The sequence below is a fragment of the Metabacillus sp. KUDC1714 genome (assembly GCF_014217835.1).
Lineage (GTDB): Bacteria > Bacillota > Bacilli > Bacillales > Bacillaceae > Metabacillus > Metabacillus rhizosphaerae.
Map to the genome: position 1 here is coordinate 4,232,500 of NZ_CP055263.1, position 24,379 is coordinate 4,256,878.

The window sequence follows — 24,379 nt, forward strand, 5'->3', positions numbered from 1 at the left end:
CACTATTCATGTGATGCATAATCTAATAATTGTCCAAATTGTTAAGAAAAAAATAATTCTTAGTAAAATTATTAATCCGATGGATAAACTCGGGTTGACATTTGAAAGAATTGTGTTAAAATTTTGAATCAATAGCATATTTCTTATCAATAGTGGTGAAGGGAACTGGCCCAAGGAAGCCCAGCAACTTACTGATAAAAGAAGTTTATTGGTGAGCAGCTAAAATTAAGATGACTATACTAAATGATTGAAAAAATGAAACTTACATGTATAATTCATACTGTAATGGTTGGTTTTTGGTTTTAATCCCGACTATTAACGTAAGAATATACGGGTTTTAAAACCAAGTTAAATAGTATGAAAGAAAGAGGTGAATAGTATGCTAACTTTTCAGAATTGGAATGAAGTGAGCGAGGAGTTTGAAGTAGACGACACCTATAAAGGTGCTTTGAATGTATTAAAATGGGCATATGACCATTATGGAGAAGAAATTGTTTATGCTTGTAGCTTTGGAATTGAAGGTATTGTTTTAATCGATTTAATTTCAAAGGTAAAGCCTAATGCTAAAATTGTGTTCTTGGATACAGATGTTCATTTTAAAGAAACATATGAACTAATAGAGAAAGTGAAGGAGAAATATCCAACACTTAATATTGAGTTAAAAAAACCAAAGCTAACATTAGAAGAGCAAGCTAAAACATTCGGTGATAAGCTCTGGGAAACTGCTCCAAATAAATGCTGTGATATCCGAAAAATTGCTCCTTTAAATGAAACACTACAAGGTTCTACTGCATGGATATCGGGTCTAAGACGTGAACAATCAGAAACGAGAAAACACGTTAATTATATAAACAAGGATGATCGCTTTCATTCAATTAAAATTTGCCCGCTTATTCATTGGTCGTGGAAGGATGTATGGAGATACGTTCATAAAAATGACTTAATTTACAATCCATTACATGACAGAGGATATCCGAGCATTGGCTGTTTTCATTGCACAAAGCCTGCTTTTGATGAAAATGATTTAAGATCTGGCAGATGGTCTGGGCAAATGAAAACAGAATGTGGCCTCCATCAATAGGGGGAAATGAACGATGTTAGAGATAATTGCAATTGTGATCAGCTTCTTTTTTGCGATGAATATAGGTGCAAGTGGCGCAGCTGCTTCAATGGGTGTCGCATATGGTTCAGGAGCGATTTTACGCCCTAGGAATGCCCTTATTTTATGTGCGTTAGGCATTATATTAGGAGCAGTTATTGGCGGAGGAGAAGTTGTCAAGACGATAAGTTCAGGAATTATTCCATCGTCACTTATCTCAATAAAAATTGTTGTCATCATCCTCTTTTCAGCAACTTTTTCACTTTTTTTAGCTAATTTACTAGGTATACCTCTATCAACAAGTGAAGTAACAGTTGGTTCTGTAGTTGGTGTAGGAATTGCTAATCAAGCATTATATGAGAACAATTTGTTTTGGATTGTTTTTTATTGGGTCATCATTCCGATTATTGCTTTTGGGATCGCGTTTATTTTTATAAAAATATTACATTACTTTAAAATAACTGAAAAGTATGCTTTTCAAGGAAAGATTATAACGTATCTTCTTATTTTCGCAGGGTTTTTCGAGGCCTTTTCAGCAGGAATGAATAATGTAGCTAATGCAGTCGGACCTCTAGTAAGTGCAGAAATCCTATCAGTTTCTAAAGGAACATTGATTGGGGGATTATTTGTTGCGTTAGGTGCACTTCTGTTAGGTCGTCGAGTACTTGAAACTAACGGTAAGAAGATTACTAGTTTTTCAAAAATTGAAGGTATTCTTATTTCTAGTACTGGTGCAACCTTGGTAACCATCGCATCGATTTTTGGAATCCCAGTACCTCTTACTCAAATTACAACATCTTCAATCTTAGGAATTGGAATCGCAAAATCAGGTACAAATGTGTTTCAGCAAAAAATTGTTAAAAACATGTTAATGGTTTGGTTGATTTCTCCACTAATATCACTTACGATGTCATATTTTTTAGTTAAGTTGTTTATTGAAGCAGATTTATATACGATTTTTGTTTTGGCTAGTCTTTTGCTTGCCACAGTTGGAGCTCTTAGTTTAATGAAGGCTAGCAAACAAGAAAGAAGTACTGTTCATGAAGAGGGTGGGGGGATTTAATTATAATCCCCATTAAATATATTGTATTTATCAGAATTTGAATTGGAGGATATTAAAATGAGCTTACTTCCACACGGAGGAAAATTAATTCAAAAATTATCTTTAGGAGCAAATGTTTCACATATTCTACAAGAGATCGAGCTTGATGCAATTTCATTGAGTGATTTAGAGTTAATTGCTATTGGTGCTTATAGCCCAATTGAAGGATTTTTAACACAAGAAGATTACGAGTCTGTTGTTGAAAATATGAAATTAAAAAACGGTCATGTGTGGAGTATTCCGATCACATTACCAATAACTGAAGAAAAAGCGGCTACCCTTGCAATCGGTGACGAGGTTCGACTTGTTTCAGGAAATGTTACATATGGGACGATCAACGTTTCAGACATTTTCACACCTGATAAACAAAAAGAGGCAGTAAATGTATATCGTACAAATGAGCTTGCACATCCTGGTGTTAAAAAAATGTTTGAACGCGGGAATGTCTATGTTGGAGGAGAAATCACACTTGTTCAACGTCCAGAAAAGAAATTTGCGGAATATTATTTTGATCCTAAAGAATCAAGAGCGAAATTTGCTGAATTAAACTGGAAAACGATTGTTGGCTTCCAAACTCGTAACCCAGTGCACCGTGCACATGAATATATTCAGAAAACAGCACTTGAAACGGTTGACGGATTATTCTTAAATCCTCTAGTGGGAGAAACAAAATCAGATGATATTCCGGCACATATTCGCATGGAAAGCTATGAGGTTTTACTGAAAAACTATTATCCGGAAGATCGAGTACATTTAGCTGTGTTCCCAGCTGCAATGAGATATGCAGGTCCACGTGAAGCAATTTTCCATGCAATGGTTCGTAAAAACTACGGTTGCACACATTTCATTGTTGGAAGAGATCATGCTGGTGTTGGTGATTATTACGGTACGTATGAGGCACAGGAAATTTTCTCTAACTTTACTGCAGATGAATTAGGCATTACACCGCTATTTTTTGAACACAGCTTCTATTGCACAAAATGTGAAGCAATGGCTTCATCAAAAACTTGCCCACATGGTAATGAAGATCGCGTGATTTTATCTGGAACAAAGGTTCGTGCAATGCTTCGGAATGGAGAATTACCACCAAGCACGTTTAGCCGTAAAGAAGTTGTTGAAGTGTTGATTAAAGGAATGAAAGAAACAGTAAATTCATAAGGAGGTCACCCACATGGCAACGAACAACATTGTGTGGCATGACTCATCTGTCACTAAAGAAGAACGAAGAAAGAAAAATAACTATCAAAGCATGTGTATTTGGTTTACAGGTCTTTCGGGATCAGGAAAATCAACATTAGCAAATGCGCTTGCAAGACATTTATTTGAAGCTAATATTCAAACATATGTCTTGGATGGGGATAATATCAGACACGGATTAAATAAAGATTTGGGCTTTACTGATGAAGATCGTAAAGAAAACATCCGTCGTATTGGCGAAGTGTCAAAATTATTTGTTGACAGTGGTCAAATCGTGTTAACTGCTTTTATTTCACCATTTCGTGAAGATAGACAACAGGTAAGAGATATTCTTTCAGATGATGAATTTTTTGAAGTGTATGTTAAATGTTCATTAGATGAATGTGAAGTTCGCGATCCGAAGGGGTTATATAAAAAGGCGAGAAATAATGAAATAAAACATTTCACAGGAATTGATTCACCATATGAGGAACCAGAAAACCCTGCTATAATAGTAGATACGGAAACTCAAACTGTTGAAGAATCTGTGAAACAAATTGTAGATTACCTTGTCCAAAAACAATTGATTATGGTAAATTAACGTTAAGGTCACAAGATTATTCGGTAAGTATATAGACTATAAAGGTAGCAATCGGTGATTATACGATTGCTACTTTTTCACATCTGGCATTACTTCTTAATGGTTATTATTATTCACTGATGGATTAATGGATAAGATTGACTGGTGGGAGGTTACGCTAATGAAAACTACCCAAAGCGAGGCATTAACATTATGAAGCAAGCAGTATTGTATATTTGTCATGGAAGTCGTGTTCCAAAGGCTCGCGAGGAAGCATTTGCATTTATTGATAAAGTAAAACCAGAGGTACAAGCACAAATTCAAGAGGTGTGCTTTTTGGAATTAGCAGAGCCATCAATCGAGGCAGGTTTTACATCATGTGTGGATCAAGGTGCAACACATATTGCAGTAGTCCCGTTACTTCTTTTAACAGCTGCCCATGCGAAAAGTGATATTCCAGATGAGCTTGCTCATGTGAGGGCCATGTATCCTAAGGTTTTCGTAACATACGGTAGACCAATAGGTGTAGACAACAAATTAGCACATATGCTAGTTGACAAAATGATTCAAAAAGCAGATATCAAGAATTCATCAATTGCGATTCTTGTTGGTAGAGGTAGTAGTGATATGGATGTTGTTCGTGATTTAAATGAAATTTCATCTGTACTTTATGGTAAATCAAACTTAAAACAAGTTCATACTTGCTTTTTAACAGCAGCAAGTCCAAGATTTGATCAAATGATAGATGATCTTTACCATTCTAATGAACATTCGATATTTGTGATTCCTTATTTAATCTTTACAGGTTTATTAAAGAGAGAAATCGACCAAACGATTAATAAGTATGATTGGGGAGACCGACAAATCGAGGTATGTTCATATCTTGGTCCTCACCCAATCCTACTTGAGTTATTTATAGAACGAGTAAATGAAGCAATTGACAACAAAGATTGTGAATATACTTTTACTAGAGGTTTAAGCCATGATACCACTCCACATTAATGTAAAAGATAAGAACGTACTTGTAGTTGGTGGAGGCAAGATCGCGCTTAGACGACTTCTTCTTTTTTTAGAGGAAGGAGCAAATGTCATTGTTGTTAGTCCAGAGGTAGTTGTAGAAATTAAAAATTTAAGCAATCAGAAAAAACTACTTTGGCTAGAAAAAGAGGTTGAGTTATCTGATTTAGAACATGCGTTTATAATTATTGCAGCAACAAACGCCCCAGCAATAAATGAATGGATTGCTGAAAATGCTAAAATAAATCAATTAATAAACGTTGCTAGTAATGCCGAAAAAGGGAATGTAATAGTTCCGAAATCTATAAAAAAAGGTAGATTAACCATGTCTGTTTCAACAAATGGGGCAAGTCCAGTACTTGCCAAACAAATTTGTGAACAGCTCTCATTGCAGTTTGATGATCAGTTTATAGAAGAGTTAGATCAAATGTATAAAATACGTATGAACAAAAAACGCAAAAATTAGCATAGTTTGGAGAATGGATGGACTAATCTTAGTTCATCCATTTTTTTGTATATAAACAAACTAAGAAATATAAACTGAAAGTAAATGTTGTTAATGGTAAATTCAAGAATATTTATAGTTAATATTACCTAATTGATACATATTTCGCCATTTTTATTTACAATATATGCTAAGATGATATTGACCACTTTTTTAATAGAGTTATAGAGTTTTGGATACATAATTTAGTCATATTAGATTAGTAAGGAGGAATTATGAAAAGGGCATTATTACCTACTTTTTGTTTTGCAGTATTATCAACAATTGCTTTTGAAGAAACAGTTTTTGCTGCACAAAGTGAAACGATAGATAACGAAAGTGTGTATAAATCAACAAAATATGTAAATGTAAGCAGTGGTTTCTTAAACCTAAGAGAAAGTGCGTCGACTAGTTCAAAGGTTATTGCAACATTTATAAAGGGGACAGAGGTAACTGTTTACTCGGAGGCCAATGGCTGGTCGAAAATAGTGGCAAATGGAAAAGAAGGATATGTAAGTTCTAGATATTTAACATCGAAAAACTTAGACAAAAGCACTAGTACACTACAAACCTCTGAATCAATAACAAAATATGTAAATGTAAACAGTGGTACGTTAAACTTGCGGAAAAGTGGGTCAACGAGTGCAGAATTGGTCACATCCCTAAAAAAGGGAACAGAAGTAACTGTTTACTCGGAAGCCAATGGCTGGTCGAAAATAGTGGCAAATGGGAAAGAAGGATATGTAAGTTCCAAATACTTAACTTCTGAAAACTTGGAAAAAAGCACAAGTTCAACACCCGAAGCAACACCAACTGCGAGATCAACAACAAAATATGTAAATGTAAGCAGCGGTTCGTTAAACTTGCGGAAGAGTGGGTCAACGAGTGCTACAATAATCACATCCTTAAAAAAGGGAACAGAAGTGATCTTTTACTCGGAAGCAAATGGCTGGTCGAAAATTAAGGCAAATGGAAAAGTCGGATATGTGAGTTCCGCTTACTTAACAAACAAAAACTCTGATACAGGATCTGGCTCAGTACATACATCTGAACCAACAATTAGGTATGTAAATGTAAATAGTGGATCGTTAAATATGAGGAAAAGTGCATCAACCAATGCTTCTATTATCTTAAAACTTACAAACGGAAAAGAAGTTAAGGTGTACTCAGAAGCAAATGGCTGGTCGAAAGTCGAAGTTTTTGGACAAATAGGCTATGTTAGTAGTCAATACCTAACTGCATCTATATCAAATAAAGATAAAGTTACTAAACCAAATTCTTCGGCTCAACAACCTACCAAGAAGTATGTCATTGTAAGTGAAAGGTCGAGCTTGAACGTAAGAAATAAAGCCTCGGTGAGTGGAACGGTTGTCACAAAATTAACAAAGGGAACAGAAGTAACAGTTTATTCTGAGGCAAATGGATGGTCGAAGATTGAAGAAAATGGACAAGAAGGGTATGTAAGTTCCGCTTATCTCACTGTAATAAAACCAAATTCCGAAACAATCGTAAAGCCTAAACAAATTGAGGAAAAGAAATTTGTTAATGTTAACCTTGGTTCCAGCTTGAATATGCGGAATAGTGCATCAACAAATTCATCAATTATCCTTAAACTTGCTCGAGGTGTCGAGATAACTGTATACTCGGAAGCAAATGGCTGGTCAAAAGTTAAAGCCTACGAGAAGTATGGGTATGTAAGTTCACAATACCTCTCTACCTATAAGCCGAGTGCTGGATCAGAACTTGATGCTGTTCCGGGTGAACAATCTGATGTAAATGATACCAATGAGAACAAAATGATTTCTAAGTATGTAAATGTTATGTATGGATCAGCTTTAAACCTAAGAACAGAGGCTTCCACTAGTGGGTCTATCGTAACGAAACTTTCTCGAGGTACAATTGTTACAGTTTATTCTGAAGAAAATGATTGGGCTAGGGTTACAGTTAACGGGAAAACAGGCTATGTAAGTTCACAATATTTGTCATTGACAGAACCGTATAATCCAAGCACACCTAATGATGTTGATGCTGAAAAAATAACAAATTACTATGACATTCCTTTGAGCGAATTAACGGATATTCAAATGGCTGTTAATCCACAAACAGATAAGAAATATAATACTTATATTAGGGAAGATGCTTTAACCATAAACAATTCTACTTCTGCTACAGTTAAAGGTGCTGGATGGAATGTTCGTGGAGGTGCGGGAACTAATTTTTGGGTAGTTGGCACTGTTAGTAAAGGACAACCTTTGCAAATCTTGTCAAAAGTAAAGGGTAATGATGGATATGATTGGTACCAAGTTAGCTATAATAAATCTTGGGTAAATGCTAGTCCTGAAGATGTAACATATTACTTAGATCCCAATAATTTTCTAAGTACGCCAGTTGATTCACTTCAATATTTGAAATTATCTCTTCCGGCTAATCTTAATCCAACTGAGGTAAATGAGAAAATCCTTTCTGGAAAAGGTAGTTTGCAAGGATTAGCTTCTGCTTTTATAACAGCAGGGAAAGCGTATAATGTGAATGAAATTTATTTAATCTCACATGCATTACTAGAAACTGGTAATGGTACCTCCCAGCTTTCAACAGGAGTCCAAATAAACGGGAAAACTGTTTATAATATGTATGGAATAGGTGCATATGATGGATCTGCTCTATCAAGTGGTGCTCAGTATGCTTATAATGCTGGATGGTTTACTCCTGAAGCTGCAATTATTGGTGGATCAAAGTTTATCGCGCAGGGTTATATTAATGCAGGGCAAGATACCCTTTATAAAATGAGATGGAATCCTAGCTCTAGTGCTTCAAATGGCTATGCTTCTAATCAATATGCAACAGATATAGGCTGGGCAGCAAAGCAAGTAAAACAAATACATAATTTATATAGTTTAATAGACTCCTATAAATTAGTATTAGATGTTCCAACTTTTAAAAATTAATTATGAATGAGGGTGACTCAGGATAGGATATCCCTTAGATTGAGTCACCCTCTATTTAGTGGTCTATTGTTTTGAAATAGTTTAAATAGATTTACTAATGGTCATATTTTTAGTGGATTGTTTAGTCGTTTCCTGAACAATAAAGACCGCTAAAATAACCAACAAAATGCCAAAGTATTGCCAAATACTTAATTTTTCATTAAAAAGCAAAATACCTACAATTGTTGCTACTACAGGTTCTATAGTAGCGATAATTGATGCTCTGCTTGATTCTATGAAATTCAGCCCTTTTGTATATAAAATAAACGCAAGCATTGTTGAAAGTAATCCTAGACCTAATATGTATAGCCAGACATCTAAACTCCTGAATAATGGTAAAACAGTCCATAGACCACTAAAGGGTGTTATTGCAGCGGCTGCAAAAATAAAGGTATATACTGTAACTGTTAAAGTGTCATACTTTACTAGAGCAAATTTCCCAAAAATACTGTAAAGGGCATAAAACACACCTGATCCAATACCAAGCATTACTCCATATAATGTAATAGATCCATTTAAGTTTGGTAAGATACCAATAACAAATGAACAACCTATAAAAGTAGTAATTAAAGATATAACCTTTTTAGGTGTTAGTAATTCTTTAAACAAGACCCTTGAAAAAATTGTTACAAATGCAGGTGCTGTATAGAGAAGGATGCTTGCTATTGAAATAGAGGTTTCTTGAATTGCTTGGAATAAACACCAATTGAAAAGGACAATACTAAAAATTCCTGTACCTATAAAATACTTACTATCTGAAATGTTTATTTTCAATGCTTGTGGATTCTTAATTAAGACAAAAATAAATAGGAAGAACATTGCAGACATAGCACGGATCGCGACCACTTGTGTTGGTGTAAATCCTATTTCATAAAGATAGGTTACAAAAAAACCAATCATACCCCATAAAGCTGCACCTGTAACTATATATAGATAGGCTAATTTTTTATCCATAATTCCACTCCTACATAAAAGACCTAAATTTATAAGAAAAAGTTATATTGAAAAGTTTAGTTTATAGTGTTAATAGAATGAGGATGGCTTAGAAAGGGGTGATTATCCTAAGTCATCCTCATTAAGAATAAATTCCAAATAGAAATTTATCCTTTCCGTAATCGGAATATCAAATCCTCACTCGGTGTTACATATACGGTTTGCTGATGATCATAAATGACATATCCAGGCTTTGACCCACTAGGCTTTTTAACATGTCTTATAGCTGTGAAATCAACAGGTACAGAGCCTGAATTTTTTGCTTTACTAAAATAGGCGGCAATATTTGCAGCTTCTAAAATCGTTTTTTCTGAAGGATCTTTACTTCTAATCACGACGTGAGAACCTGGGATATCCTTTGTGTGAAACCAAACATCATCGCGTGCAGCCAATTTATTTGTTAGGAATTCATTTTGCTTATTGTTTTTGCCAACTAAAATTTCAGTACCATCGCTTGAAACATAGTACTCTAATTGTGGTTTTTGTAGCTTTTTCTTTTTAAGTGCTTTTGATTGTCTTTGCTTTAAGTAGCCGCCTTCCATTAATTCTTCACGAATTTCTTCAATATCTCTAGGTGAAGCAGATTCTATTTGTTGTATCAATCCTTCAAAATAAACAATTTCATTTCTTGCTAGTTCAATTTGTTGTTGTACAACTTCAATTGAATTTTTTGCCTTTTGGTATTTAGAAAAATACTTTTGCGCATTTTCAGATGGAGTTTTTTGTACATTCAACGGTATGGTGATTGTCGTGTTATTTTCATCATAATAATTGACAACCTCTGCCGTTTTATCTCCTTTTTTTACAGCATATAAATTAGCTGTTAACAATTCACCGTATAACTGAAATTGATTGGCTTTTTCAGCCTGATCTAATGTCGCTTCTAATTTTTTTATTTTGGTTTCATTTTTCTTTTTTTCATTAATAATGAAACGTTCCAAATCATTACCTTGCTGCTTTACACGATCTCGTTCGGATTTTCCATAATAAAAACGATCTAGCAATTCAGAGATGGTTGTAAAGATTTTGCGCTCTTTACTATCTAGGTGTGTGAGATTCATCATATAAAATACTTCTCTTTTCGCTTGATAGAAAATTTGCGGCTCAATCTGTTCATTTCTTAATTCATCTAGCATTGTTAAAAATGTTTTTGGTAAAGTTGTTCGATTAACGAGCCCTGAACGGTGGATTACCTCTTTTGCAAAAAGCGGAGATATCCCTGCAAATTGTTCGACAAGCTGTCCGTCAAGCTTACCTGAATTAAAGTCTAGCTTTTTTAGAATTGTTTCTTCATCAGCTTCAAAAGGGTTCACTTTACCTTGTCCGGGTGGCAATACATACGTATGGCCGGGAAGAACAGTTCTATGGCGGTTTACCGCTGGTGATAAATGTTTCACACTATCTAAAATCATATTGCGTTCTTTATCGACGAGTACAATGTTGCTATGTCTGCCCATAATTTCTATCATTAGCCGCTTTTCTGTTAAATCTCCAAGTTCATTTCTACTTTTTACATCAATGATAATTATTCTTTCCATATCGAGTTGTTGAATGTTTTCGATCACACCACCCTCAAGATGCTTTCTTAAAAGCATGCAAAACATCGGTGGCTCACTTGGATTTTCATAGCTCTCATTTGTTAAATGAATTCTTGCATAGCTTGGGTGGGCAGAAAGAAACAAACGGTGATTTTTTCCTCCTGATCGTATTTGGAAAATAAGATCATATTTATATGGCTGATGAATCTTTGCGATTTTTCCGTTATAAAGTGCTCTTTTTAATTCCTGTGTAATTGTGTATGTAAATAAACCATCAAACGACATGGCATAAACTCCTTCTGTCAACATGCACCTTTAGTGTATGAAATATTTATATAGCTTACCAATCTCGAATTGTTTTTTTAAGATTCCTGATCACTAGGTAAGTTTTCTATCTGATTATAGCATGTTTTAGGACGAGTCTGAATAAGTTGTGTTATAGCGAAACTTCCAACAAGTGGAGTGAACTTTTCCCCACAGTTGGTTAGAAAGAATTATCGGACATTTACGGGGAGTGAAAAGGAAAAGGAGCAAGACTTCTAGCGAGATATAGCCGTTAATCAAACGTAAAATTTTTTCTGTTTAAGGGGTGTGTAGGTGATTCATGAAATGGCATGAGATGAGATCAGAAGAGGTAATGAATTCAATTAATACGGATGCAGATTCAGGACTTACAAGTAAGGAGGTTCAAAAGCGCGAACAAAAATTCGGATATAATGAATTAAAAGAGGCTGATCGACCTTCCGCGATATTGGTGTTTTTAAGTCAATTTAAGGACTTTATGGTTCTAGTATTATTAGCAGCAACTCTAATTTCTGGTTTATTGGGAGAATATATTGATGCTATCGCTATTATTGCGATTGTGATCGTTAACGGAGTATTAGGATTTTTCCAAGAACGAAAAGCAGAAAAGTCATTAGAGGCTTTAAAGGAGCTTTCAGCACCTCAAGTAATGGTTTTAAGGGACGGAGATTGGATGAGGATTCTTTCTAAAGAGCTTGTCCCTGGAGATGTTGTAAAATTCACAAATGGTGATCGGATTGGCGCAGATATGCGTTTGATAGAAACAAAAAGCTTAGAGGTTGAAGAATCTGCTCTTACTGGAGAATCTCTCCCTGTGCAAAAATCTGTTCAACCTATTGTAGCTCAGGATGTTGGAATAGGCGATTTAACAAATATGGTTTTCATGGGAACATTAGTAACAAGAGGATCTGGTATTGGTATTGTTGTTGGAACTGGGATGAATACAGCAATGGGACAAATTGCAGACCTTCTGCAAAATGCAGAGACAATGGATACGCCATTGCAGCGGCGTTTGGAACAGCTGGGTAAAATACTGATCGTTGTTGCTCTTTTCTTAACGGTACTGGTTGTCGGCATCGGTGTGTTACAAGGTCATGACATTTACAATATGTTTTTAGCAGGTGTATCACTTGCGGTTGCAGCGATACCTGAAGGCCTGCCAGCAATTGTTACCGTTGCATTATCACTCGGTGTACAACGAATGATCAAGCAAAAATCAATTGTTCGTAAATTACCTGCAGTAGAAACACTGGGTTGTGCTTCAGTAATATGTTCTGATAAAACAGGAACATTAACACAAAACAAAATGACTGTAACACAAGTTTGGTCTGGTGATAAACTATGGAATGTAAGTGGTGCCGGTTATCATCCACACGGGGAATTTTTACATCAAGATAAAGTAGTTGATGTACCAAAAACAAAAACATTACAACAAATCCTAACCTTTGGTACATTGTGTAATAGTGCAGGCATTGTTGAACGAGATGGTCAATTTATTTTAGATGGTGATCCAACTGAAGGAGCTCTAATTGTGGCCGCAATGAAAGCGGGGCTGAAAAAGGAATCGTTGCTTCGGAATTTTGAAGTTGTTGAAGAGTTCCCTTTTGATTCTACACGGAAAATGATGAGTGTAGTTGTAAAAGATAAAGCAGGTAAACGCTTTGTTGTAACAAAGGGAGCACCAGATGTACTACTAGGTGTTTCAAAAAGCATTTTATGGAATGAACGACAAGAAGACCTAAGTAGTGTTTATGAAACCAAAGTGAAAAATGCAATAGAATCACTTGCATCTCAAGCTCTACGTACGATTGCAATTGCTTTTAAACCTTTGCAAGAAAGGGAAAAAGTCAATACTAGCTTTGAAGCTGAAAAGGAATTAGTCTTTATTGGATTACAAGGGATGATTGATCCACCACGACCTGAGGTAAAACAAGCTGTTAAGGAATGTAGAGATGCGGGTATTAAGACTGTTATGATAACAGGGGACCATATCATAACGGCAGAGGCAATCGCAAAACAGCTAAATATTTTACCAACGAACGGCAAGGTGATGGAAGGGAAAGACCTATCAGCACTTACTGTTGAAGAGCTAGAGGAAATTGTAGATGAAGTTTATGTGTTTGCAAGAGTCTCACCAGAACATAAATTAAAAATTGTAAAGGCACTCCAAAATAGAGGGCATATTGTTGCAATGACTGGTGACGGGGTTAATGATGCCCCAGCTATAAAAGCCGCTGATATCGGTATTTCAATGGGAATAACTGGTACAGATGTTGCAAAGGAAGCTTCTTCATTAGTTTTAGTGGATGATAATTTTGCGACCATTAAATCCGCAATAAAAGAAGGAAGAAATATTTATGAAAATATTCGAAAATTCATCCGATATCTTCTTGCTTCAAATGTTGGAGAGATTCTTGTGATGCTTTTTGCAATGTTACTTGCATTGCCATTACCATTAGTTCCAATTCAAATCCTTTGGGTGAATTTAGTAACTGATGGCTTACCTGCTATGGCATTAGGCTTGGATCAACCAGAAGGTGACTTAATGAAACGGAAGCCACGTCATCCTAAAGAAGGAGTTTTTGCTAGAGGTCTAGGCTGGAAAGTAATCTCGCGCGGCTTTTTAATTGGTATTGCCACACTTGCTGCTTTTATGATTGTGTATTATCGTAATCCTGATGATCTTGCTTACGCACAAACCATTGCATTTGCAACTCTGGTTATGGCTCAGCTTATCCATGTATTTGATTGTCGAAGTGAAAAGTCGATATTTGAACGAAATCCATTTGAGAATTTATATTTAATTGGTGCGGTCATTTCATCGGTCTTGTTATTGCTTGTTGTTATTTATTATCCACCACTTCAACCGATTTTCCATACAATTCCAATCCTGCTTAGAGATTGGTTATTAATTTTAGGATTATCTGCAATTCCAACTTTTTTACTAGCAGGATCACTTTTAACAAGAAAATCAACGAAGACTATGGTATAATCCAGAAGGGGGTGACCCACAAAGTCATCCCTTTTGCTTGTTGGATCAAGATCATGATATTTTTAAAAGAAGCATTATAGTTATTTGTATATCGATTTTACATAGACGTCTCACAACAATTAAGCTTATAGAAAGAAAGTGATGTGATCCATAGTGGTAGCAAGTATGACTGGATTTGGTCGTGCAAGTGGGCAAATTGATTCATGTCTTCTTACAGTTGAAATGAAATCAGTGAACCACAGATTTTTAGATGTTAGTCTAAAAATGCCAAAACAGTTCATGAGTAGCGAAGATAAGATAAAAAAACTTATCTCTCAATCTGTGAGTAGAGGGCGAATTGAGATTTATGTCAATTTAGAAGGTGAGTCATTAGTTGATAAATCAATTCATGTTGACTGGGAATTATTAGAGCAATTTGTGAACTCACTTCACCAAATAAAAGAACGTTTTTCTCTTAAGGATGAAGTTACCTTAAATCAAATTCTTGGACTAAGCCAGGGAATTGATATTCTTGAAGAGTCAATTTCAAGTGAGAATGTTGAAAACAAACTCCTTCTTATTGTGGAAGCTGCGATTAAACAATTAGTAGAAATGAGAAAAATAGAGGGCGATCAACTTGCTGTTGATTTAAAACAAAGGCTCGAGGATATTAGTATTTTAACGGTTGAGCTGGAAAAGTTAGCACCTTCTGTTGTTGAACAATACCGTGAACGAATTGAGAAAAGATTAGCAGAATACGTGTCAGGTAAAGTCGATGAAAATCGCATTTTAACCGAAGTTGCACTGTTTGCTGAAAAAGCTGATATCAGTGAAGAATTAACAAGAATACATAGCCATAACCATCAGTTTAGCGAAACCCTAAAAGCTAGTGGCCCGATTGGTCGTAAGCTAGACTTCCTAGTACAAGAGCTAAATAGGGAGGCAAACACAATTGGTTCGAAAGCAAATAATGGAGATATTGCAAAAAATGTTGTCGAATTAAAAAGTATTATTGAAAAATTAAAGGAACAAGTCCAAAATATTGAATAGGTTAACATACCATTGATTATAAAAGGGCTTATAAGGCAAAAATAGATTTGTCCTTTATTAGGGGGAGCATACATATGAGCATTAAACTAATCAATATCGGATTTGGCAACATAGTATCAGCCAACCGTATAATTTCGATTGTTAGTCCTGAATCAGCTCCAATCAAAAGAATCATTCAAGACGCAAGAGACAGAGGCATGTTAATAGATGCAACATATGGTCGTCGTACCAGAGCTGTTGTTATAATGGATAGTGATCATATTATTCTTTCAGCTGTACAGCCTGAAACAGTGGCTCAGAGGCTTTCAAATAAAGATGATCTATCAGATGAAGGGTAGGGAGTAGAAACGTTGATAAAAGAAAGAGGATTGTTAATCGTCCTATCGGGTCCTTCTGGTGTAGGAAAAGGCACGGTAAGAAAAGAATTATTTTCACAAGAAGACACTGCATTTGAATATTCGATTTCAATGACAACAAGAAAACCGCGAGAAGGAGAAGTTGATGGGATCGATTATTTCTTTAAATCTCGGGAAGAATTTGAGAAATTGATTTCACAAAATAAACTTCTAGAGTGGGCTGAATACGTTGGAAATTATTATGGTACACCTGTTGATTATGTAGAGAAGACATTAAGCGAGGGAAAGGATGTATTTCTTGAAATCGAAGTCCAAGGTGCACTTCAAGTCCGCAATGCGTTCCCTGAAGGATTGTTTATTTTCCTAAGCCCGCCTAGTTTAAATGAACTGAAAAACCGTATCGTTACAAGAGGAACGGAAACAGAGGAATTAATTAATAATCGTATGAAAGTGGCAAAAGAGGAAATTGTCATGATGGATGCATATGATTACGTTGTTGAAAACGAAAATGTTCTATTCGCATGTGATCGTATTAAGGCAATCGTGACTGCAGAGCATTGTAGACGCGAAAGAGTAGCACCACGATATAAAAAAATACTGGAGGTTGAATAATATGTTATACCCATCTATTGATGTACTAATGAATAAATTAGATTCAAAATATACACTTGTAACAGTTGCTGCTAAACGTGCACGTGAAATGCAGGAACTTAGTGATCAACAAATTGCAAAACCTGTTTCGTTTAAATATGTTGGAAAAGCATTAGAAGAAATAAATGCAGGCCTTCTTAATTATCAAAGACCAGAGAAATAATGCCTTAAAATAACAACCTAGGTTATAGGTTGTTATTTTTTTCAATGTAAACATTTATTGGTACAATAAATGATATAACCTCCAAAGATTTATTAATTACAATCATCAACAAAAAAACAGTTAAAATAGATTTTTAGTCTTTATAGAGTCAGTAATGCAGAAACGGTAAGCGGATCTCGTCCGCTTACCTTAAAAAAGATCTTTCAAAGTGGGTGGAGAATATGGTATCAGGGAAAAAAATATTATTATGTGTTAGCGGCGGAATTGCAGTTTACAAAGCGTGTATCCTAACTAGTAAATTAGTACAAGCTGGAGCTGAAGTAAAGGTGATTATGACCGATTCAGCGATGGAGTTTGTCTCTCCTTTAACCTTCCAAGCTCTTTCCCGTAATGATGTTTTTTATGATACGTTTGATGAGAAAAATTCAAAAGTGATTGCCCACATTGATTTGGCTGATTGGGCAGATATAGTCCTTGTTGCCCCAGCCACAGCTAACGTTATTGGAAAGCTTGCTAATGGTATTGCAGACGATATGCTGACAACAACGTTACTTGCAACAACTGCAGGCGTTTGGATAGCTCCAGCCATGAATGTACATATGTATGATCATCCAGCAGTAAAGAAAAATATCCAAACACTTTTTGACTTTGGATATCAGTTTATTGAGCCAAGTGAAGGGTTTTTAGCTTGTGGTTATGTTGGAAAGGGTAGGCTTGAAGAGCCAGAAAAAATCGTCAACTTGCTCAATCATTATTTTGAAAAAAATGCGTTAGGGAGACCGCTAAACAATGTGGAAATACTAATTACTGCAGGTCCAACTAGAGAAAAGATTGATCCAGTTCGTTATTTTACCAATCATTCTTCTGGGAAAATGGGATATGCGATCGCAGAAATGGCGGAAAAGCTTGGTGCTAATGTAACGCTAATTACAGGTCCAACCTCGCTTACCCCACCAGAATTTGTTACAACTATCCAAATAGAGTCAGCTCAAGAAATGTATGATCGCGTCATCGAGCTATACCCAAAATCGGATGTAGTGATCAAATCTGCTGCAGTAGCAGATTACCGACCAATTAACACATATGAGCAAAAACTAAAGAAACAAAATGATGACTTACATATTAAAATGGAAAGAACAACGGATATATTAAAGGAATTAGGTAAACTGAAAACACATCAACTTCTAGTAGGCTTTGCAGCTGAAACAAACAATGTTGAGGAATATGCAAAGAAAAAGCTAGCGACGAAGAATTTAGATTTAATTGTAGCTAATAATGTAACCTATGAAGGTGCAGGGTTTGGAACAGATACGAATATTGTGACGATTTATGACCGTAATCAAGTAAGTCTTGAGCTACCACTTTTGACTAAACAGGAAGTAGCAAAACATCTATTAGAAAAAGTCCATGTGCTATTAAAGGGAGCAAGATAATGAAATACGCAAGTGTTATTGTTGATGTTCCTGCTATGCAAACTGATCGAGCGTTTGATTATAAAATTCCAGAAGAGTGGCAAGAGTTAGTAACACCAGGTATGAGAGTAATTGTTCCATTTGGACCTAGAAAGATCCAAGGATTTGTGATTGAGATAAAAAATCACTCAGAGTTCAAACGCTTAAAGGCTATTTCAGAATTATTAGATTTAACTCCATGTTTGACTAGTGAGCTTATACAGCTAGGACAATGGTTAACAGAGAAAACATTATGCTTTAAAATATCTGCATTTCAAGCAATGTTACCGGCTGCAATGAAAGCAAAATATGAAAAAGCATTAGGACTTACTACAGATGATGTAACGGAATTAGTAGAACAACTACAGCCTTTTTTTAAGAACGGCAATCAAGTCGATTTAAAAGAGCTTGAACAAACTGTTTCATTAAAGATGATACAAAAGGAAATTGAACAAGGTCATTTAGAAGTCATCTACAAAGTGAAACAAAAGGGAAATAAAAAAACGATCAAAATCATTAAACGGAATGAATCGTTATTAAGGCTTACAGAGCTTATAAAAGAACTCCCTGCGAATGCAAAAAAACAAATTGAAATCATTTCCTATTTTACGACCAATGAAATAAATGAAATAGCTTTACAGGACTTATTAATAGAAGCTAATACGTCAGATGCATCTGTTAAAGCACTTATATCTAAAGGAATTTTAAAAGAAGAGATTAAAGAGGTTTATCGTGATCCTTATCAAGATCGTCATTTTGAGAAAACTAAAAGACTAATATTAAACAATGAGCAACAGCAGGCGATAACACCACTAATAAAAACAATCAACGAAAATGTACATGATGTATTTCTTATGTACGGGGTAACAGGAAGTGGAAAGACAGAGGTTTATCTTCAGTCAATCGAAGAAGTGTTGAATAATGGTAAAGAAGCAATCGTCCTCGTGCCAGAGATCTCTCTTACCCCGCAAATGGTTCATCGTTTTAAAGGTCGCTTTGGATCAAAAGTGGCTGTCCTACATAGTGGACTTTCTACTGGTGAAAAATATGATGAATGGCGAAAAATCCAAAGAAAAGAGGTTCAACTCGTCGTTGGTGCAAGATCTGCTATTTTTGCTCCATTTGAAAATCTAGGTATGATTATTATCGATGAGGAGCATGAATCGAGTTATAAACAAGAAGAGAACCCACGTTATCACGCTCGTGATGTTGCTATATACCGTGCGAAACTTCATAAATGTCCGGTTGTGTTAGGGAGTGCAACACCAACCCTAGAATCGTTTGCACGATCTAAAAAAAATGTTTATAAGCTACTTACATTAAAGGAGCGAGTGAACAAAAGATCAATGCCTCAAGTTGACATAATCGATATGCGAGAGGAGTTAAGAAGTGGCAATCGGAGTATGTTTTCAACATCGTTAATTGAGAAATTAACCGAAAGACTAGAAAAAGGGGAACAGTCGGTTTTATTCCTTAACAGAAGGGGATATTCTTCGTTTGTTATGTGTCGAGATTGTGGTTTTGTTATCCAATGTCCACATTGTGACATTTCATTAACCTACCATAGACATGGGCAACAGCTTAAATGTCATTACTGTGGACACGAGGAACAGATGCCAAATGTATGTCCGGAATGTCAAAGTGAACATATTCGTTTTTTTGGAACAGGTACACAGAAAGTAGAAGAAGAATTAGTCAAGGTATTACCGCATTCGAGAATCATTCGAATGGATGTGGATACGACAGGGAGAAAAGGTGCGCATGAAAAGCTTTTAACAAGATTTGGTAACAAAGAAGCTGATATTTTATTGGGAACTCAAATGATTGCAAAAGGTCTTGATTTCCCAGATGTCACCCTTGTTGGTGTGTTAACAGCAGATACGATGCTTCACTTACCTGATTTTAGAGCCTCTGAAAAAACATTTCAGCTATTAACACAAGTAAGTGGTAGAGCAGGAAGACATGAGCTTCCAGGTGAGGTTATCATTCAAACTTATACTCCTGAGCATTATAGTATTCAATTGGCAAGTCAATATGATTATGACTCATTTTATAATCATGAAATGCAGCTTCGTAAAAATCATGCTTATCCACCTTATTACTATCTAGCCTTACTTACGGTCTCACATCCAGAAATAACAAAGGTTGTTTCTGTGACAGAGAAAATAGTTCAATTTTTAAGAAGAAATGTTGAAAATGAAACAAAGATATTAGGACCTGTAGCTTCACCGATCCCGCGGATTAAAGATAGATATCGATACCAATGCATGGTAAAATACAAACGGGAAAAAAACTTACATGAAACATTAAGAAAAATCATTGAACACTTTCAACAAGAAATGAGTTCAAATGACTTAATCATCGCAATTGATCTAAGTCCAAATACGATGATGTGAGTTGGACTTTTGTTTAATGAATAATAAAATTTTTATACTGTATAAGCGCTCGGTATTCAATGCCTAGCCTCTCGAGGTCATAAGTCTCACTAATGAATTGAAGGTAAAGAATGTATTCTATTCATTAGTGTCTTATTGCCCGAGGCTGAACAAGGCAATTGCGCTTTAGTGTATGTTTGGAGGAGTCTTTTTGGCGGTAAAACCAATCGTTATGTTTCCGGCAGATGTTTTAGAAACACCTTGTGAAAAGGTAACTATTTTTGATCGGAAGCTAACAAAGCTTTTAGCAGATATGTATGATACGATGATTGAAAATGATGGTGTTGGACTAGCAGCACCACAAATAGGAATTTCACAGCAAATAGCTATTGTTGATATTGATGATCATAATGGAACAATAGAATTAATCAATCCAGTTATTGTTGAAGAACGTGGTGAACAAACTGGACCTGAGGGATGTTTAAGCTTTCCTGGTCTGTACGGTGAAGTAACGAGAGCAAACTATGTAAAGGTTAGAACATTTAATCGAAAAGGAAAAGTGAAAATCATTGAAGCTGAAGGATTTCTTGCTCGAGCGATCCAACATGAAATGGATCATCTTGAAGGAGTGTTATTCACAAAAAAGGTAGAAAAATACTTAGAAGAAAATGATTTAGAAAGTGCGGAAGGATGACACGTATGACAAAAATCGTATTTATGGGAACACCTGATTTTTCTGTGCCGATTTTACGGAGTCTTGTAAAAGCAGGCTATGATATTGTTGGTGTTGTAACCCAACCAGATCGACCAAAAGGGCGTAAAAAAACTCTTACTCCGCCACCAGTAAAAGTAGAAGCTGAGAATCATGGTATTAAAGTGTTACAGCCTGAAAAGATTCGAAATGAGGTTGAGGATGTTCTTTCATTGGAGCCAGACCTTATTGTCACGGCAGCTTTTGGACAAATTTTACCAAAGGAATTATTAGAAGCGCCTAAATTTGGCTGTATAAATGTACATGCTTCACTTTTACCGGAATTAAGAGGTGGTGCACCAATTCATTATTCTATTCTTCAAGGGAAAGATAAAACAGGAATCACGATCATGTATATGGCAGAAAAACTTGATGCAGGTGATATCCTTACTCAGGTCGAGATTAGAATTGAGGAGCGAGACACAGTTGGTTCATTACATGACAAGCTCAGCGAAGCAGGAGTAAGGCTTTTGTCTGAAACAATTCCTCAATTACTTGCAGGAAAGCTCACACCAAAAAAGCAGGATGATTCAAAAGCAACCTTCGCCTCTAATATTAAACGTGAGCAAGAAAAGATTGATTGGACCAAAACAGGGGAAGAAATCTATAACCAAATTAGAGGTCTTAATCCTTGGCCTGTTGCGTTTACCACATATGAGAATCAACCTCTCAAGGTATGGTGGGGAGAAAAGATGCCGAGTAAAAACGATTCATCTCCGGGAACAATTATCGGAATTGATCAGGATGGTTTTGTTGTCGCAACTGGAAATAAAACAGCGATAAAAATCACTGAACTTCAACCATCTGGTAAAAAGAAAATGAGTGGAGAAGACTATTTGAGAGGGACAACAATTTCCGTAGGGAATAAATTAGGCGATGATGATGAAAAAACAACCAAATAGTGTACGAGATGTAGCAGTAGAAATCTTATTACAAGTTGAGAAAAATCAAGCATATAGTAATTTGCTTTTAAACTCAATGATAAAAAAACATAAAGTAAATGAGAAGGATATAGCATTACTCACCGAAATCGTTTACGGAACATTGCAAAGACGTGAAACACTCGACTATTTTTTAGCAGGCTTTTTAAAAAAGGCAAAAAAAATTGAGGCTTGGGTACAAATTTTATTAAGGATCTCCATTTACCAAATGGTTTATCTTGATCGAATCCCAGAAAGAGCAATCTTTTTCGAGGCAGTAGAAATTGCGAAAAAACGAGGTCATAAAGGGATTGCTGCTTTTGTGAATGGCGTGCTCAGATCTGTTCAACGAGAAGGTCTACCTACATTTGATGATATATCTGATTCTGTGGAGAGACTAGCAATTAAAACAAGTCACCCCTCATGGCTAGTTGACAAATGGGTAAAACAATTTGGTTATGAAGAAACCGAAAAAATGTGTGAAGTAAATTTAATGCCACCTTCGCAAACAGCACGAGTTAATCAAACGAAAACAACTGTTGATGAGCTTTTTCATGACCTTACAAACAAAGGGATAATGGTTGAGCATGGAGATTTATCTGAGGATGCAATAAAGGGTATGAAAGGAAATTTAGCCTTAACTGAGGCGTTTTCAAAAGGACTACTTACCATCCAAGATGAAAGCTCAATGTTAGTTGCTAGAGCATTAAATCCACAAGAAGGTGAGAAGGTTTTAGATGCATGTGCAGCTCCTGGAGGAAAATCTACACATATAGCTGAACGTATGAAAGGCACAGGTACTGTTCATTCCCTTGATTTACATGAGCATAAGGTAAAGCTTATTAAACAACAAGCAGACCGATTGCAGCTAGAAAATATTATACCTGAAGCATTAGATACCAGGTTGGCCGGTAACCGCTTTGAAAAGGAGAGCTTTGATCGAATTTTAGTTGATGCTCCATGTTCTGGTTTTGGAGTTATTCGAAGAAAGCCTGATATCAAGTATACGAAAAATCAAGAAGATGTATTAAAGCTGGCCGACCTGCAACACAATATTTTACAGGCTGTTGCCCCTTTATTAAAAAGAGATGGTGTGTTAGTTTATAGTACATGCACAATTGATAAAGAAGAAAATAGCGACGTCGTTCAGACGTTTTTAGAAAGCCATCCAGAGTTCGTGCGGGATCAAGCTTCAGTAAAATATTTACCTGAAAAACTTCAGCCTATTTTTCAAAATGGGGAAGTACAGTTGCTGCCACATTACTTTGGAACAGACGGTTTTTATATAGCATGTTTACGAAAGAAGGGTTAAAATTGGAACAGATGAAAGCAACTAGGACAAAAAAAGACAGCGAAGAAAAGAAGAGTAACCCGTCTATCTACTCATTAGAACTTCATGAGTTAGAAGAATGGTTAAAGAATAATGGAGAAAAATCATTCCGAGCAAATCAAATATTTGAATGGTTATATACAAAACGTGCAACTAGTTTTGAGGACATGTCAAACCTTTCAAAAAACCTTAGAACGCTTTTGAGTGAAAACTTTACTTTAACAACACTTAATACTCTTATTCAACAAACATCAAAAGACGGAACAATTAAGTTTCTTTTTGAATTACATGATGGATATTCGATTGAAACGGTTTTAATGAGACATGAATATGGTAATTCTGTATGTGTAACAACTCAGGTAGGTTGCCGGATTGGTTGTACATTTTGTGCCTCAACATTAGGAGGATTAAAAAGAAATTTAGAAGCAGGAGAAATTGTTGCTCAAGTCGTAAAAGTACAACAGGCACTTGATGAATTTGATGAGCGAGTAAGTCATGTTGTTATAATGGGAATTGGTGAACCATTTGATAATTATGATGAGATGATGTCTTTCTTAAAAATTATTAATCATGATAAAGGCTTGAATATAGGTGCTCGCCATATTACTGTTTCAACAAGTGGGATCATTCCGAAGATCTATAAGTTTGCTGATGAAAAGTTACAAATCAATTTTGCTATATCATTACATGCTCCAAATTCGGAATTACGGACTCAACTTATGCCTATTAATAAAGCATATAAATTGCCCGATCTAATGGAGGCTGTAAAGTATTATGTAGATAAAACAGGAAGACGTGTTAGCTTCGAGTACGGACTTTTTGGTGGAGAAAATGATCAAGTTGAACATGCCGAAGAATTAGCAAAATTAGTTAAGGGTTTAAAGTGCCACATTAATTTAATTCCTGTAAACTACGTACCTGAAAGAAATTATGTACGTACACCGAAAGACCAGATTAAGTTATTTGAAGATACGCTTAAAAAGTATGGAGTTAATGTAACAGTAAGAAGAGAACAAGGCCATGATATTGATGCAGCATGTGGACAACTTCGAGCTAAGGAGCGTAAAGAGGAGACGAGGTGACCA

At 35.7% G+C, this 24,379-nt stretch carries 20 protein-coding genes; 18 read left to right on the forward strand and 2 right to left on the reverse strand.

Translation table 11 applies throughout. The features are described from left to right. Positions 1-379: 379 nt before the first annotated feature. The 7 genes from HUW50_RS19465 (at position 380) to HUW50_RS19495 (ending at position 8,403) form a co-directional block, all read left to right on the forward strand. Positions 380-1,081 carry a phosphoadenylyl-sulfate reductase gene (locus HUW50_RS19465; RefSeq protein WP_066337924.1) on the forward strand — a complete coding sequence of 234 codons (702 nt, stop codon included), beginning with the start codon at positions 380-382 and terminating at the stop codon, positions 1,079-1,081. 13 nt (positions 1,082-1,094) lie between these two features. Then, positions 1,095-2,162: a sulfate permease gene (locus HUW50_RS19470; protein ID WP_066337921.1), complete on the forward strand. Its 1,068-nt coding sequence runs from the start codon at positions 1,095-1,097 to the stop codon at positions 2,160-2,162. Positions 2,163-2,219: 57 nt separating this feature from the next. Continuing rightward, on the forward strand, positions 2,220-3,359 hold the full coding sequence (sat, locus tag HUW50_RS19475) for a sulfate adenylyltransferase (protein ID WP_066337919.1): 1,140 nt from the start codon (positions 2,220-2,222) through the stop codon (positions 3,357-3,359). A gap of 13 nt (positions 3,360-3,372) precedes the next feature. Continuing rightward, positions 3,373-3,978 carry an adenylyl-sulfate kinase gene (gene cysC / locus HUW50_RS19480; protein WP_066337917.1) on the forward strand — a complete coding sequence of 202 codons (606 nt, stop codon included), beginning with the start codon at positions 3,373-3,375 and terminating at the stop codon, positions 3,976-3,978. Positions 3,979-4,170: 192 nt separating this feature from the next. Beyond that, the gene (locus tag HUW50_RS19485) at positions 4,171-4,959 is read left to right on the forward strand and encodes a sirohydrochlorin chelatase (protein ID WP_066338027.1); all 789 of its coding nucleotides are present in this window, start codon (positions 4,171-4,173) and stop codon (positions 4,957-4,959) included. Continuing rightward, positions 4,940-5,440: an NAD(P)-dependent oxidoreductase gene (locus HUW50_RS19490; protein ID WP_066337911.1), complete on the forward strand. Its 501-nt coding sequence runs from the start codon at positions 4,940-4,942 to the stop codon at positions 5,438-5,440. The genes HUW50_RS19485 and HUW50_RS19490 overlap by 20 nt, the downstream gene beginning before the upstream one ends. Before the next feature lie 254 nt (positions 5,441-5,694). Next, positions 5,695-8,403, forward strand: coding sequence for an SH3 domain-containing protein (locus HUW50_RS19495; protein ID WP_185653126.1), 2,709 nt, complete (start codon positions 5,695-5,697; stop codon positions 8,401-8,403). A gap of 81 nt (positions 8,404-8,484) precedes the next feature. On the opposite strand, the gene HUW50_RS19500 is transcribed toward HUW50_RS19495, so the two are convergent. Both HUW50_RS19500 and HUW50_RS19505 read right to left on the reverse strand, forming a co-directional pair. Further along, positions 8,485-9,396, reverse strand: a complete 912-nt coding sequence (locus HUW50_RS19500; protein ID WP_066337907.1) for a DMT family transporter — start codon at positions 9,394-9,396, stop codon at positions 8,485-8,487. A 146-nt stretch (positions 9,397-9,542) separates the two neighbouring features. Continuing rightward, positions 9,543-11,258, reverse strand: coding sequence for an Rqc2 family fibronectin-binding protein (locus HUW50_RS19505; protein ID WP_066337906.1), 1,716 nt, complete (start codon positions 11,256-11,258; stop codon positions 9,543-9,545). A gap of 319 nt (positions 11,259-11,577) precedes the next feature. On the opposite strand from HUW50_RS19505, the gene HUW50_RS19510 reads away from it, so the two are divergent. From HUW50_RS19510 to rlmN, 11 genes are all read left to right on the forward strand, one after another. Next, positions 11,578-14,268 carry a calcium-translocating P-type ATPase, SERCA-type gene (locus HUW50_RS19510; protein WP_066337904.1) on the forward strand — a complete coding sequence of 897 codons (2,691 nt, stop codon included), beginning with the start codon at positions 11,578-11,580 and terminating at the stop codon, positions 14,266-14,268. Positions 14,269-14,421: 153 nt separating this feature from the next. Continuing rightward, the gene (locus tag HUW50_RS19515) at positions 14,422-15,297 is read left to right on the forward strand and encodes a YicC/YloC family endoribonuclease (protein ID WP_066337902.1); all 876 of its coding nucleotides are present in this window, start codon (positions 14,422-14,424) and stop codon (positions 15,295-15,297) included. 74 nt (positions 15,298-15,371) lie between these two features. Next, a complete protein-coding gene (remA, locus tag HUW50_RS19520) occupies positions 15,372-15,635 on the forward strand; it encodes an extracellular matrix/biofilm regulator RemA (RefSeq protein WP_066337900.1) in 264 nt (87 codons plus the stop codon). A 15-nt stretch (positions 15,636-15,650) separates the two neighbouring features. Beyond that, on the forward strand, positions 15,651-16,265 hold the full coding sequence (gmk, locus tag HUW50_RS19525; protein ID WP_066338026.1) for a guanylate kinase: 615 nt from the start codon (positions 15,651-15,653) through the stop codon (positions 16,263-16,265). A 1-nt stretch (position 16,266) separates the two neighbouring features. Continuing rightward, positions 16,267-16,467 carry a DNA-directed RNA polymerase subunit omega gene (rpoZ, locus tag HUW50_RS19530; RefSeq protein WP_066337896.1) on the forward strand — a complete coding sequence of 67 codons (201 nt, stop codon included), beginning with the start codon at positions 16,267-16,269 and terminating at the stop codon, positions 16,465-16,467. 221 nt (positions 16,468-16,688) lie between these two features. Beyond that, on the forward strand, positions 16,689-17,900 hold the full coding sequence (gene coaBC, locus HUW50_RS19535) for a bifunctional phosphopantothenoylcysteine decarboxylase/phosphopantothenate--cysteine ligase CoaBC (protein WP_066337894.1): 1,212 nt from the start codon (positions 16,689-16,691) through the stop codon (positions 17,898-17,900). Beyond that, positions 17,900-20,314 carry a primosomal protein N' gene (priA, locus tag HUW50_RS19540; protein WP_066337891.1) on the forward strand — a complete coding sequence of 805 codons (2,415 nt, stop codon included), beginning with the start codon at positions 17,900-17,902 and terminating at the stop codon, positions 20,312-20,314. The genes coaBC and priA overlap by 1 nt, the downstream gene beginning before the upstream one ends. Before the next feature lie 190 nt (positions 20,315-20,504). Next, on the forward strand, positions 20,505-20,987 hold the full coding sequence (gene def / locus HUW50_RS19545; protein ID WP_066337888.1) for a peptide deformylase: 483 nt from the start codon (positions 20,505-20,507) through the stop codon (positions 20,985-20,987). 5 nt (positions 20,988-20,992) lie between these two features. Then, a complete protein-coding gene (gene fmt / locus HUW50_RS19550; protein WP_066337882.1) occupies positions 20,993-21,946 on the forward strand; it encodes a methionyl-tRNA formyltransferase in 954 nt (317 codons plus the stop codon). Continuing rightward, positions 21,927-23,276: a 16S rRNA (cytosine(967)-C(5))-methyltransferase RsmB gene (rsmB, locus tag HUW50_RS19555; RefSeq protein WP_066338024.1), complete on the forward strand. Its 1,350-nt coding sequence runs from the start codon at positions 21,927-21,929 to the stop codon at positions 23,274-23,276. Before fmt ends, rsmB begins: the two co-directional genes overlap by 20 nt. Positions 23,277-23,287: 11 nt before the next feature. Beyond that, entirely contained in the window at positions 23,288-24,376 is a 1,089-nt protein-coding gene (gene rlmN / locus HUW50_RS19560; RefSeq protein ID WP_066338021.1) for a dual-specificity RNA methyltransferase RlmN, read from the forward strand. Positions 24,377-24,379 lie beyond the last annotated feature (3 nt).